Origin of the sequence: Vibrio intestinalis, assembly GCF_025195085.2 — a bacterium.
Classification (GTDB): Bacteria; Pseudomonadota; Gammaproteobacteria; order Enterobacterales; family Vibrionaceae; genus Vibrio; species Vibrio intestinalis.
In genome coordinates this window covers 189168-201657 of sequence record NZ_JANAVY020000006.1, presented here as the reverse complement: position 1 = coordinate 201657, position 12490 = coordinate 189168, and the positions used below count along the sequence as shown (strand labels likewise).

Sequence of the window (12490 nt, the reverse complement as noted above, 5' to 3'; positions counted from 1 at the left end):
TCTTCAGGAAGTCAGAAGGGAGCGTGTCTGTACCAAGGAAGATGAATAAGGCTACGTGGGACAAAGATTATAGAGCAAAAGTTCTCTTTACATCAGCTTAACAAAGTACGTTCGCGCCCTTTACCGCGATAAACAAAATAAGCGGTATGGTTATCCGCTTTTAAATAGTTCATTCCGGGTGTGAGTTGAGCAATATCTGTCGTTTGTTTGATATTCAGCTCTTCTAAATCAGTATCAGAGTAAATATTTAACGAAGCGGGGATATCTTGTTTACTCTGTTCGATTTTTTGTGCCGAAACTATGATGGTTTCCATCACGCTAGCGTCAGGCTCAGCCGATGAGTGAGCGTAAGTTGTTGCTAGTAATAAGCTGATTGATATTGCTTGTGCGAGTCCTGTCTTGCGTAGATTGGTCACTTCTGATTCCCTCTTCACAGGCTAGTTCGGCCTGTATAACCACTGTTTAGGTGCATGTGTATGTGAAAATATTCTTTTCTAAATTCTCCAATAGGCGATGAATTGACGACTACCCCAAAACGGATATCAATACCCGCTTCGGAACTAATATTTATTTTGTCAACAAATAGGGTTCTTTTTATTCTTAGAAGTTAATAAGCTGCTGGAACTTAATATGTTGATAAAGGTAATTAATATTACCGATTAAATTACCAAGGAAATGGCATGACATTTAACTTGAGTGTGAAAGATCTGAGTACTGTGGCGATTTACTCAGTGTTATTTTTTGTATTAATGATTGCAATTGGTTTTGTAGGATTTATCCCAGTATTTATCCCTCTTTTAGCGGCTTTAGCTCCCCTGTTTGGCGGGGTGATCTTTATGCTGTTTCTCACACGGGTCGATAAGTTTGGCATGGTTGCACTATTAGGCTTTGTGAATGGCCTATTAATGTTTGTCGCGGGTATGGGGTATTGGGTAGTACTGACTGGTGCAGTGTTTGGTTTGCTGGCCGATTTATTATTAAAGAGTTCAGATTACCGAGAACTTAAGCGTGGTATCACCGCATACAGTGTCTTTAGTTTGTGGGTGATTGGAAACTTTTTACCTTTCTATCTTTCACGAGAAAGCTATTTTTCAATGATCTCCGAGGGCTATGGGCAAGAGTATGCTCAAAGCTTAAGTGTGTTGATGCCATATTGGCTTCTGCCTGTATTGGTTGTTGGGGCAATGGTTTGCGGCTTTATCGGTGCAAAGGTAGGCTCGCAACTACTTAACAAGCAGTTAAGCCGTGCAGGCGTGGTGTAGGTTTACCAATGGCTGAAATACCAACTTTAGAGCCAAGAGATAATCAACTTCCTCACTCAAAATCTGCTTTGGTTATACCGCAAGAGAAAAGTAGTCGAGTCGATCCCCGTAGTAAAATTTTGTTATTACTGTGTGTCAGTATCATCTTGGTGGGTGGGGCTGGTGGAGGCCAAGTGGCTAAAAGCGCTTATTTCTTATTAGCAGCACTGCCTATGTTGGTACTCATGTTAGAAGGCTACTGGAAGAGTGGCTTAATGCTATCGTTGCTATTTGGCTTTTTTGCGTGGATTGCAATCACAGTTGTGCCAAGTCTTGAAGGAGATAGCCAAATCGCCGTAATGGGTATGGTTGTGTTCTGTACTCGCATTTTGCCAGCCGTCGCTAGCTTTAGTTTATTGATGACCATCCCCGTTTCTGAACTGGTTTCAGCCTTGTATCGGTTTAGGTTACCTTCAGCTTTGATAGCTGTATTGGTCATCATATCGCGATTTTTCCCTTGTGTATTAAGTGAGTTTATCGCTATAGAGCGTAGTGTGCGCATGCGAGGCCTCGCGTTGGGTAATGGCAGTTTGAAAACGGCATTGCTTTGTCGATTAGTGCCTTTTCTTAACAATACTTTACGTATAGGTGATGAGCTTTCTGCTGCTGCGATCAGTCGTGGTTTAGGTGCGGAAAAGTGTCGTACTCATTATTACCAAACACGCTTTTCTTGGTTCGATTTACCTATCTTGGCTGTCATCGTGGCTAACGTAATATTGGCCATTCTATCGCTGTGGGTGATGCCATGAGTAAATTATGCTTTGAAAATTTCAGTTTTCGTTATGCGGAAAATTCAAATGGTAGTCCGACATTGCAAGCCATTACCTTGACCATATATTCAGGTGAATGCCTGCTGTTAACTGGCGGGTCTGGATCAGGAAAAAGCACTCTAATTCGAGCGATGAGTGGTCTTATTCCTAACTTTTACAATGGCGACACTGGTGGGCACCTTTATCTTGATGGTGAAGAGCTATCGAGTATTCCTGAAACCTCTTTATATCGGAAAATTGCAACGGTTTATCAAAATCCGCGTAGCCAGTTTTTTACTAATAAAATTGGTAGTGAACTGGTATTCAGTGCGGAAAACTTCGCAGTAGAGAGGGCAACAATAGAGAAACGGCTTCAACAAACCTTGGCGCATTTTCAGTTAGAAGGTCGGGAGCATAACAAGCTCGACTTATTATCGAGTGGAGAAAAGCAGCGCGTAGCTTGTGCGGGTGCCAGTTTGATGCGGCCAGAGATCATTTTGCTGGATGAGCCAAGCGCTAATTTAGATGCTAAGGCAGCCCACATGTTGGCTAAGGCCATTACATATTGGAAACAACAAGGTATGACGGTGATCGTGGCAGAGCATCGGAGTGCCTACTTAGATGGTTTAGTCGATAGGCAAGTTCACCTCGATAAGGGGCGAATTTCTGAGGTTACTAGCGATAGTTTTTATCAGGCTCCAGAATCAAATATGTTTATGGGCGAACGATCCAATAAGTTATCGGCTACTGGCTCGGCGTTTGTATCACCTGATGAGAACTGGTTGATTAGCCCTCGTACGAGTTTGTTTTCAAGAGTGTCGAAACAGGTTAAAGCTCATTGTATTGCCAAATCTGCCATCGTTGCTGTAGTCGGTGAAAATGGCGCCGGAAAAAGTAGCTTATTTCGTCAGTTGTGCGGCCTAGATAAAGGGGCATTTCAACTTGGGGATGAGCATGGTCTGCTGAAAGGTAAAGATCTTCGTCGTCGCTGCTTCTTCGTCGATCAGGAAGTAAATCGTCAACTGCTGTGTGATTCAGTGTTAGAGGAAGTGATGCTCAATATGCCCAGCGATGATGAATCGCAAGCGGTATCGATTTTAAACGAGTTGGACCTAGGTGATTTGTTAGAGGCTCATCCACTGGCTATTTCGGGTGGTCAAAAGCAGCGATTGGCATTAGCGATAGCCGTTGCAGCCAATCGAGAATTTACTGTTTTAGATGAACCAACCAGCGGGTTAGACAGAGCTAACGTAGCTAGGGTGATTAAGCAAATTGCTAAGCTACGTGAAAATGGCAGCACAGTAATCATCATCAGTCATGAGCCAGAATTATTGTTGAGATGTTGTGATTGGGCGATACATATCAGCAAGCGCAATATTGACCAAATCTATCGTCTTGATGACACTGGCAACAAGCGTTTATTGCGCTTTATGCAACGTGGCGAAACAGAAGAAACGGAAGGCATTCGAACGCACCAAAATGCTTTGGTTGTTAATTAATTCTTCTTGTTTTGCTGAGCAGGTCATTTTTGCACGCTGATTGCTTTATTTGCTTGGGTTGTCCCGATAAAATAAGCACAAATTTTTAAGATCGGAATCATCATGGCAAAACTAACACTGCAAGAGCAAATGCTAAAAGCGGGCTTGGTTAACGAGAAAAAGCTAAAGAAAGCCAAGAAAGGCTCTAAGAAATCACGTGTACAAGCGCGTGAAGTAAAGGCGGCGGTAGAAGAGAACAAGCGTCAGCAGCAAGAGCGTGACAAAGAGCTGAGCACGCAACAAAAAGAGCAGCGTTTGAGCAAAGAGATCAAAGCGCAAATCAAGCAGTTGATTGAGATGAACAAGATCGATCTGAAAGATGGTGAGATCAAATACAACTTTACCGACGGCACTTTGGTTAAAGCGCTGTATGTAGAAGAGTTAGTTCAGACTCAACTGGCAAAGGGTATCCTTTCGATTGCGCGTTACGAAGAAGGCTATGTGGTGATCCCTAGCGTAGTAGCGAATAAGATTTCCCAACGTGATGAAGAGACCATCATTGAGCTTAATACGTCATCTTCTGATGAGGTTGATGAAGACGATCCGTATGCAGATTTCGTCGTGCCTGATGACTTAATGTGGTAAATCATCTCAAATAGCGTAATGTCGTTTCAGACGTTCAAGGGCCTCCATTACTGGAGGCTTTTTTGATGGCCGTTTTGGGCTGCTGGAAATGGTCTCAAAGTGCCGTCACCGAAGTAATATAATATATTACTTGGTTTGTGGTTACTTACCTGACACACTTAGCGGGCATTTTAAATTAGGCAATCATTATGAAACTTTTAGTTCGCAATCTAGAGCGTGCAACGACAGAGCAAGATATTCGTGTTTTGTTCTCAACTTACGGCAAAGTGACCGAGTGCAACTTGGTGTTAGATCAAGAAACAGGCCTTTCAAAAGGCTTTGCATTTGTTGAAATGCCTGACGAAAATGAAGCAAAAGCTGCCGTTGAAGCGTTAAATTTATCAACGCTAGCTAAGAGCAAAATTCGAGTTAAATACGCTCAAAATTGATCGTATAGAGAAAGGGCAGATTCAATATTTTGAATCTGCCCTTTTTGATGTTGTGGGTCACTTAGTGAGCTAAGAGAGCTGCTTTTTGCCTAACTGACCTTTTCCAGCTTTCGCTCTTCTGCTTTCTCCTTTTGCTCATCGAATAAATCTTCACTACTCGATTCAGAGAAAATTTCAGCGACGGCGCTTCTTTCTAGCTCGCCTTGCAAGTTACCTTCATCATCGACCACTGGTAGAGAAAAGTCGCAAGACATGGTTTCAGTAAGGACTTCTTCAATCGCTGAGCTTGGCGATACCGCAGGCACTTCTTCGTAGATTTCATCAAATAAACCTTCGTGATCCGCTTCTTTAGCCGCGTCCAACAAGCCCTCTTTGGTAACAAGCCCTTGATAGCCATCTTCGGTGACGTGGTAGCCGTAATCTTGCTTAGAGCGTTTCATTTGCTGCAAAGCGTCATCGATGGTGAGTGCCGTAATACGAAGCGCTGGAGGCTGCATAACCGTCTCTACCGTTAAAGCGCGAGCACGATTGACGTCTTTGACGAACGCTTCGACATAATCATCCGCAGGATTAAGTAGAATCTCATCGGGCTTACCTTGCTGTACCAGTGCGCCATCTTTCAAGATCGCAATGCGATCGCCAAGGCGTAGAGCTTCATCTAAATCATGAGTGATGAAGATGATGGTTTTGTGCAAGGTCTCTTGTAGCTCGATCAATTGATCCTGCATTTCACTGCGAATAAGTGGGTCAAGTGCTGAGAAGGCTTCGTCCATCAGCAGTATTTCTGCATCTGTTGCCAAGGCCCGTGCTAAACCCACACGCTGTTGTTGGCCGCCAGATAGCTGGCTTGGGTATTGTTTTTCGTAGCCTTTTAGGCCAACAGTATTGAGCCATTCTGTAGCTTTTTCGTTGCGCTGCTCTTTCTCGATACCTTGTATTTCAAGGCCGTAGGCAACATTTTCTAGCACAGTTCGGTGAGGAAGAAGACCAAAACGTTGGAATACCATCGACATCTTATGGCGACGAAACTGTTCCAACTCGGTGTTAGACAGTTGCATAACGTCGATGCCTTCCACCATGATCTTACCTTCGGTTGGGTCAATCAAACGGTTGAAATGGCGAATCATGGTCGATTTACCAGAGCCAGATAAGCCCATGATAACGAAGATTTCACCTTGTTTGATGCTCAGGTTGATGTCTTTGAGGCCAACGGTATGCCCAGTTTCCTCTAAGACTTGTTCTTTACTCGCCCCTTGTTTGACTTGGTCCATCACTGAGTGCGGATTTGGGCCAAACACCTTATATAAGCCACTAATCTCAATTAAGGTATCAGTCATGCTTTAGTCCTCCAAGGTGCGCTTGAGTACGCTTTGCATACGCTTGTGAAGCGCGGTCGAATAGAATGGCTAGAGCGACAATAGCAAAGCCATTGAGAAGACCTAGGGTGAAATATTGGTTAGTGATGGATTTTAGTACCGGTTGGCCTAAGCCTTTTACGCCAATCATCGAAGCGATAACCACCATAGACAGTGCCATCATAATGGTTTGGTTGATACCTGCCATTATGGTTGGCATGGCTAGCGGTAGCTGCACACCGAACAATCTTTGTTTATTGCTGGCACCAAATGCGGTGGCAGCTTCAAGCACCTCTTTGTCTACCAAACGAATGCCAAGGTTGGTTAAGCGGATAACCGGAGGAATAGCGTAAATGACAACGGCAATTAGTCCTGGAATTTTACCGATACCTAATAGCATCACTACGGGGATCAGATAAACAAAAGCTGGCATGGTTTGCATCACATCAAGCAGAGGCGTGACGATTGATTGCACGCGGTTTGAGCGAGCCATAGCAATACCAATCGGGATGCCAAGAGCAATGGAGAGCAAAGTACAGACCGTGATGATACTTAAAGTCCGCATTGTGTCTTCCCACATGCCAAAGTAGCCGATCAGCAGCATCGATACCACGCAGCCTACAGTGAGCTTCCATGAGCGGCTTGCCACGTAAACCAATCCAGTACAGACAGCCAATACGATGAACCATGGGGTGGAGATGAGCAGTTTTTCAAACCAGACTAGAAATGAAAGCAGTGGGTCGAAAATGGATTCAATCAGCTCGCCATATTCGCGAGAGAAATTACGGTAGGCTCCGTCGAGGGTTTTTCTTATGGCTCGTAAGTCTGCGCGATCCATCTCTGGAAATTCGCTGAGCCAACTTAAGTCAGACATTATTACTTCCTTATCAATGCCAAAACTTTCGATGAGCTTTGGCCTACAACTTTGACGATTGAGTTGTTTGTCCTGAGTAGAGGTTGCGCACTACTACTCATAATAGTGTAGCAGCACGCAATAAAAGAGGTGATTACAAGGCTTTAGTTACTTTGTCAGCCACGTCTTGTGGAACCCATTGTTGCCAAATTTTTGGGTAGGTTTCGAGGAAGTAGTGCATCGCCTCTTCACCATCTGCTTGGTTATCTTCCATCCATGCAAGCAGTTGGTTCATATCTGCGTTGGTGAAACCACGTTTGGTGAAGTATTGGTAAGCCTCTGGAGCGCGACTAGCAAATTGTTCGGTAGTAATCGTGTGAACCGGTGATGGTGGGTACATTGTTGCTTTTGGTGATTCACATTCAGCTTGAGTGGTACAGTTAATGAATTCATCTACATCAATACCGCTGCCGAAATCGACTTTGACCATTTCATATTTACCTAATACAGCAGTTGGTGCCCAGTAGTAACCAAACCAAGCTTCTTCTCGCTCGTAAGCCTTGGCGATAGAGCCAGAAAGGCCTGCACTTGAGCCAGGGTCGACAACAGTGAATCCTGATTCATCTAGCTTCATGGCTTTGAATAGGTTGCCTGCGCTGATTTGACAGTTCCAACCCGCAGGGCAAGAGTAAAAGGCGGATTGGTCAGGGTCTTCTGGGTGGCTAAAGAGTTTAGCGTGCTTTTTGACCCCTTCAATGTTGGCTAATTCAGGGTATTTAGTGACCAAATATTTAGGTACCCAGAATCCTTCTTCACCGCCATCGACAAGGACTTTGCCTGCATAGCGTAGGCGTTTTTCCTCTACGCCTTTATCTAATGCATCTTTTAAGCTGTTGCTCCATAGTTCAGGTGCGATATCAGGTTGCCCTTTTTCGATCATCGAGGTGCCAGTTGGCATGGTATCGCCTGGTATTAATTCAGCTTCACAGCCGTAGCCGTGTTCGAGAATAAATTGGTCAACGTGCGCAATTAGGCTTGCAGAATTCCAGTTCATGTCTGCAATGGTGACCTCGCCACATTCATTCGCAGAAGCGTGAGTCGCGGTCGCACCAAGCAGTAAAAGCGCTGCTTTTTTGAGTTTCATCTCGATTTCCCTTTCTAATGAATACCTTATTAGGGTAGCGAAACAATATTTAGAGTTCAAATCAATCTACTGGGCTTATATCTAGCACAATTTCGATATTAAAGGGCATGACAATGAAATAAATACAATAAATAGCGTATTGTGTCAGGTTTGAGAGAAGGATTAGTGATTTTATGGAAGAATAGAATGTTTTGTTGTCTAAGCTTTTTGCTGCGCAACAAGAGGCATTGAGACCCTCTTGTTGCAGCAACATTAGCTAAAGCGCTGAGCTTCTATCGTACTAGTCGGCTGACCACACGTTGCGAATATCTGGCCATCCCCAGTTGGTTAGGGCGACATCTTTTAATACACCGTGGAATCGCAATGTTTGACGGTGGTGGAACAGAGGCAACAACCAGAACTGGTTGATAAGTGCCGAAGCGATGGGTTCAAGGGCTGATAAATACTGCTCGAGTGGGGTAACGCGGCGCATGTTTCGTAGCGCTTGGCTAAGCCATTGTTCGGCCTCTGCACCAATCGCGCCATGAAGAATTGAGTTATTGTACAGTGAATTAAAGGCCGAGGCGTGTCGGTTGTCATCAAGGTTGATGTTGGTGATCACTAAGGTTTCTTTGAGTTCATGATTGCGGGATAAATCATTTAGCTCTCTAAAGGCGTAACTGTTTACAGTGACGTTGATACCAAATTCTTCCAACTGTTTTTTTACTGCATTTGCGCAGTTCTTCAGCGCGGCATAGTCGTATACCGCAATGGATATTTCACTTGGAAGCGTTGTTGGTTCTCCTGCGGGCCTCATCACTGAATGCCACATCGGTAAGACGTTGTAAGCGTATTCACTGCCAAAGTTTTTGCCTTCATGCAGCAGTTGCTGGTGGACGCTTTCCGGCGTGACAAGGAAAGAAAAATAACGTTTTTGCTGCTCAGTAAGTGGGGACTCACTTCTTTGATTGAACAAAATGAACATACAACCATCTTCAATACGCGTTTGCTGAACATCCTGTTCTTCTTGGTCGTTTTCTTCTCCGGTTAGATAGTAATTGCACGACCTCTCACCCTTGTGCTCGGGGTGATTGGTCGCAATCTGGTTGGTATCGATTTGCTTGTTTCGCAGTCCGCCTTCATCCAGCTGCCAAATTGTGACCAAATCAGTCAGCGCGCGACAAGCGTAGTAGTGCTCAAAAGCGCGCAGGCCAAGCTTAGTATTGGAGTGCTCGCTTACTTCAAACACGCCACTGCCTATCACAGCGCCTTGATAATTGTCTTGCAGTTGCTGTAATGGCTGTATGGAGTATTTGATGCCAGAGAGTAAGCCGCCAAAGCCCAAATCAGGCTCTGAAAGATGGAATACGACCTTATTGGCCATTGGCGCTTCGGCTTTGGCTAAATGGCCGATTTCTCTTTGATAGTTAGGCAATTGTGCGAGGCGATTAAAGAGATCGGCGACACTACGTGCATCAATGGCTGAACCGTCGTGGAAAGTAATGCCAGGGCGTAAATAGAATGTCCATTCAGTGGCTTGCTCATTATGTTGCCAATGATGCGCTAATTGGGGTTCTAATTGCCCATGCCAGTCACTACTTACAAGGCAGCAGTATATTTGACGAATCAAATAGCGTTCACTTGAGCGGTGAAGTTGATGGGGTACTAAGCGCTGGAATGGACGTTTATAGGTTAGCTGAATGTGCAACCGACCTTCACGCATTGATGCACCTGAAGTGGATTGAAGCAGTTGGCCAAATACGCGCTGATCGTTATCGAGGATTGAGAGGGCTTTTTCGTATTTGCCTTGTTGAATACGCTCAGTGGCTAGCTGTGCTTTCAATTCGGACAACTCTAGATTGAGGATCAGAGTGGAGCGCTGATTTCGTCCTACTTTGGGTTGCCACTGTAGCCAACCGAGCTTTTGCATATCACCGAGTAAGTTTCGGGCATGACGTGCACTGGTAAACAGTAAGTCAGCCACATCGGACAGAGCCGTTTTTACTTCTTGTCTTACTCCAAGCGGAGTCAAACGAGCGTAGTAGCGTAACAGATTGAGATCAGACATTTATTTCCCTTATATCCGTGAAACTAAGCACTTTATGCAAAGTTGACTTCCGCATTTTAACCTATTGTGGTCGTAAAACGCTTAATTTCAATCAAATAAGTGGAATTAGGGAACAATAAAAATCTAATTGTTCAGTTTTTGTTTCCTTTCAAGTCAAGCAGAATAGATCATGGAGAACACATCCAAAGCGGCAGTAGATAGCACCCTGCTCCTGTCACCCCCGGAATTAAGCCGCTGTTTACTGCTGCTCTGCGTGTCTTCTTCACTGAGCTTTTCCAAGGTGATGTTTATCACCTTGGAAAAGGCTTGAATAACGAAGTTTGAGCGATGAATTCCAACGGGTGATTGTGAAAATTTGTGTTATTTACAGAGTTTCAATCACATTCAGTAGTTGGCTATTGAACTCTTCATTTGTCACTTTTTGCTCTGCCATATCGAAGTTATCGAAAAAGCTTGGTAGTGAAATACTGCCTTTTACATCTGCTGCAAAGTATGGCGCTGAGCCTGATGCCGCAGCGAGCACACTGCTTGCACCGCCTGGGCCAGGGGAAGTCGCTAGCATAATCACTGGCTTGTTTTGGAATACCTGCATGTTGATGCGCGATGTCCAGTCAAAGACGTTTTTATATGCAGCTGTATAAGAGCCGTTATGTTCAGCAAATGAGATGATCACTAAATCAGCTTCACCAATGGCCTTGTAGAATGCTTGAGCCTGTTCTGGTTGGCCTAGTTGCTTTTCGCGTTCATCGCTGAAAATCGGCATTTCTAGGCTATCAATATCTAACATTGTGATGTCAGCATTAGGTACTTGTTTCGCTGCGTATTGAGCAAGTTGCTGGTTGATAGATTGCTTGTTATTGCTGGCTCCAAAAGCGAGTACTTTCATGATTCATTCCTCAAATTCGTTTTTCATTTCAGTGGATGGGTATAGATTACTTTGATTCTATTTATTGATTAATAACCTATCTGTGTAATGATTGTTTCCATATGACTCTTAATAGGGCTAGGCAATGAGTGAGATGAATTTGTTGGATGGAATGGTGATCTTTGCCACTGTGGTGGATGAGGGGAGTTTTACCAATGCAGCAAACAGTACGGGGCATTCGACTTCTTACATCAGTAAAGAGATTTCTAAACTGGAAGAGCGTTTAGGGGTTCGATTACTTCACCGCACGACGCGCACGCTGAGTTTGACGCCAGAGGGTGAGCACTACTTTCGCCACTGTAAGCAAATTATCGAGAGTGCTCAAGAGCTAGAAGATGCAATAAATGGTAAGCAAAGTGAGCCGAAAGGTTTATTGCGGATTAGCTGTCCGGCAGGATTCGGCGCTGTGCAGCTAAGCCCAATTCTCGCTAAATATATGGACCAATACCCAAAAGTGAAACTGGAAGTCAATGCCAGCGATCATAAGGTGGATTTGATAGGTGAAGGCTACGACGTGGTATTGCGCTCTTCACATAAAGCCCAAGACTCGACATTGATCAGCCGCCGTGTTCAACGTTCATGTACTCGAACGGTTGCCTCGCCAGAGTATGTGGCAAAGCACGGTTTGCCAAAGCATCCCTGTGAGTTAGCCAATCACCGCACTATGAGTTACTCCAATCATAAGCAGCCTTTTGTTTGGGATTATATTGGTAAGCAAGGTGAGCAAATAAAAGTCGATTTAGACAGCGTTATTCTAACCAACAGCCCAGAGGTTGAACTGAGCTTGTGCTTGTTGGGTAAGGGCATTTGTCGTTTACCTGATGGTCATGTGAGAGAAGGGCTAGCCTCTGGCAAGTTGGTTGAACTATTTGCTGATTATCCTCGCCACGATATTGAGTTGTGTTTGGTTTATCCAAGCCGCAAGCATATGTCAGCCAAAGTACGAACCTTCATTGATTTTGTCGTGGAAGAGTTAGGCCAACATTAAGGTTAGCTTAATCTTTTGATGGATGAGTGGCGGATCACATCATAGGTTGCCAGTCATGGAAACTTACTTGTTAAAGTAATTAATACCGTTATTGAGCAAAAGGAATGGCATGAAAAAAGGTATGTTGGTTGGCTTAACTGTCGGCTTTGTTGTGTTCGTTGGAGTTGGCAGTAAATTACAGTGGTTTGGTTCGAATAACTCAGAGTCTTTCCCTAAGTTGCCGGCAGAACCCGGTTTTGCTGTTTCTACTGAGTTTGATGGCGAATGGGCGGGTAGGCGAGTCGATGTCACGAACAATAATTTGTGTGAGAAAACCACCATTACTGGCAAAGTTGTTGATGGATTCGTCACCCTCACCTTAACCTACAACGGCACTCCGTTAAGAGGCTGGATAGATGAGGCGGGTAATTTACGTCTATATGCGAATAATCGAATGTGGGATTACCGATTTACTGCGACAGCAAGTGGCCATCGTATTCAAGGGGATTGGTTCTTAACTAATGGGCCGTGCAAAGGGTCATGGCATGTAGACAAAGTGGATAGCGAACGTTAACGCTATTATTGTTCAACATATTTT

The 12490-nt window shown here is 44.4% G+C and carries 13 protein-coding genes; 7 read left to right on the top strand and 6 right to left on the bottom strand.

The features are described from left to right. Positions 1-92: 92 nt before the first annotated feature. Positions 93-416, bottom strand: a complete 324-nt coding sequence (locus tag MU515_RS11425; protein ID WP_260260549.1) for a hypothetical protein — start codon at positions 414-416, stop codon at positions 93-95. Positions 417-680: 264 nt separating this feature from the next. Between MU515_RS11425 and MU515_RS11420 the strand changes: the two genes are divergently transcribed. From MU515_RS11420 to MU515_RS11400, 5 genes are all read left to right on the top strand, one after another. Then, positions 681-1262 (top strand): MptD family putative ECF transporter S component, encoded by a 582-nt coding sequence (locus MU515_RS11420; protein WP_260260548.1) that lies wholly within the window; start codon positions 681-683, stop codon positions 1260-1262. Positions 1263-1270: 8 nt separating this feature from the next. Next, a complete protein-coding gene (locus MU515_RS11415; protein ID WP_260260547.1) occupies positions 1271-2050 on the top strand; it encodes an energy-coupling factor transporter transmembrane component T in 780 nt (259 codons plus the stop codon). Then, positions 2047-3549: an ABC transporter ATP-binding protein gene (locus MU515_RS11410; protein ID WP_260260546.1), complete on the top strand. Its 1503-nt coding sequence runs from the start codon at positions 2047-2049 to the stop codon at positions 3547-3549. The genes MU515_RS11415 and MU515_RS11410 overlap by 4 nt, the downstream gene beginning before the upstream one ends. Positions 3550-3651: 102 nt before the next feature. Continuing rightward, complete coding sequence (locus tag MU515_RS11405; protein WP_260260545.1) at positions 3652-4173, top strand: DUF2058 domain-containing protein; 522 nt, start codon at positions 3652-3654, stop codon at positions 4171-4173. Positions 4174-4361: 188 nt separating this feature from the next. Next, a complete protein-coding gene (locus MU515_RS11400) occupies positions 4362-4601 on the top strand; it encodes an RNA recognition motif domain-containing protein (RefSeq protein WP_260260544.1) in 240 nt (79 codons plus the stop codon). Between the two features lie 89 nt (positions 4602-4690). On the opposite strand, the gene MU515_RS11395 is transcribed toward MU515_RS11400, so the two are convergent. The 5 genes from MU515_RS11395 to MU515_RS11375 all read right to left on the bottom strand — a co-directional run bounded on the left by MU515_RS11395 (position 4691) and on the right by MU515_RS11375 (position 10886). After that, positions 4691-5938 (bottom strand): quaternary amine ABC transporter ATP-binding protein, encoded by a 1248-nt coding sequence (locus tag MU515_RS11395; protein WP_260260543.1) that lies wholly within the window; start codon positions 5936-5938, stop codon positions 4691-4693. Next, complete coding sequence (locus MU515_RS11390; protein WP_260260542.1) at positions 5931-6830, bottom strand: ABC transporter permease; 900 nt, start codon at positions 6828-6830, stop codon at positions 5931-5933. Before MU515_RS11390 ends, MU515_RS11395 begins: the two co-directional genes overlap by 8 nt. A gap of 133 nt (positions 6831-6963) precedes the next feature. Then, positions 6964-7953: an ABC transporter substrate-binding protein gene (locus MU515_RS11385; protein ID WP_260260541.1), complete on the bottom strand. Its 990-nt coding sequence runs from the start codon at positions 7951-7953 to the stop codon at positions 6964-6966. Between the two features lie 280 nt (positions 7954-8233). Continuing rightward, complete coding sequence (locus tag MU515_RS11380) at positions 8234-10000, bottom strand: SgrR family transcriptional regulator (protein WP_260260540.1); 1767 nt, start codon at positions 9998-10000, stop codon at positions 8234-8236. Positions 10001-10364: 364 nt separating this feature from the next. After that, complete coding sequence (locus MU515_RS11375) at positions 10365-10886, bottom strand: NADPH-dependent FMN reductase (protein WP_260260539.1); 522 nt, start codon at positions 10884-10886, stop codon at positions 10365-10367. A 124-nt stretch (positions 10887-11010) separates the two neighbouring features. Between MU515_RS11375 and MU515_RS11370 the strand changes: the two genes are divergently transcribed. Both MU515_RS11370 and MU515_RS11365 read left to right on the top strand, forming a co-directional pair. After that, positions 11011-11913, top strand: a complete 903-nt coding sequence (locus tag MU515_RS11370) for a LysR family transcriptional regulator (RefSeq protein WP_432816142.1) — start codon at positions 11011-11013, stop codon at positions 11911-11913. Between the two features lie 109 nt (positions 11914-12022). Then, positions 12023-12466, top strand: a complete 444-nt coding sequence (locus MU515_RS11365) for a hypothetical protein (protein ID WP_260260538.1) — start codon at positions 12023-12025, stop codon at positions 12464-12466. Positions 12467-12490: the final 24 nt, after the last annotated feature.

What these genes read in the sequence shown, in the direction of transcription:
- MU515_RS11420 (WP_260260548.1), top strand. Translation starts at nt 681, where the DNA reads ATGACATTTAACTTGAGTGTGAAAGATCTGAGTACTGTGGCGATTTAC.
- MU515_RS11370 (WP_432816142.1), top strand. Translation starts at nt 11,011, where the DNA reads ATGAGTGAGATGAATTTGTTGGATGGAATGGTGATCTTTGCCACTGTG.
- MU515_RS11390 (WP_260260542.1), bottom strand. Translation starts at nt 6,830, where the DNA reads ATGTCTGACTTAAGTTGGCTCAGCGAATTTCCAGAGATGGATCGCGCA.
- MU515_RS11385 (WP_260260541.1), bottom strand. Translation starts at nt 7,953, where the DNA reads ATGAAACTCAAAAAAGCAGCGCTTTTACTGCTTGGTGCGACCGCGACT.
- MU515_RS11415 (WP_260260547.1), top strand. Translation starts at nt 1,271, where the DNA reads ATGGCTGAAATACCAACTTTAGAGCCAAGAGATAATCAACTTCCTCAC.
- MU515_RS11380 (WP_260260540.1), bottom strand. Translation starts at nt 10,000, where the DNA reads ATGTCTGATCTCAATCTGTTACGCTACTACGCTCGTTTGACTCCGCTT.
- MU515_RS11395 (WP_260260543.1), bottom strand. Translation starts at nt 5,938, where the DNA reads ATGACTGATACCTTAATTGAGATTAGTGGCTTATATAAGGTGTTTGGC.
- MU515_RS11410 (WP_260260546.1), top strand. Translation starts at nt 2,047, where the DNA reads ATGAGTAAATTATGCTTTGAAAATTTCAGTTTTCGTTATGCGGAAAAT.
- MU515_RS11365 (WP_260260538.1), top strand. Translation starts at nt 12,023, where the DNA reads ATGAAAAAAGGTATGTTGGTTGGCTTAACTGTCGGCTTTGTTGTGTTC.
- MU515_RS11400 (WP_260260544.1), top strand. Translation starts at nt 4,362, where the DNA reads ATGAAACTTTTAGTTCGCAATCTAGAGCGTGCAACGACAGAGCAAGAT.
- MU515_RS11375 (WP_260260539.1), bottom strand. Translation starts at nt 10,886, where the DNA reads ATGAAAGTACTCGCTTTTGGAGCCAGCAATAACAAGCAATCTATCAAC.
- MU515_RS11405 (WP_260260545.1), top strand. Translation starts at nt 3,652, where the DNA reads ATGGCAAAACTAACACTGCAAGAGCAAATGCTAAAAGCGGGCTTGGTT.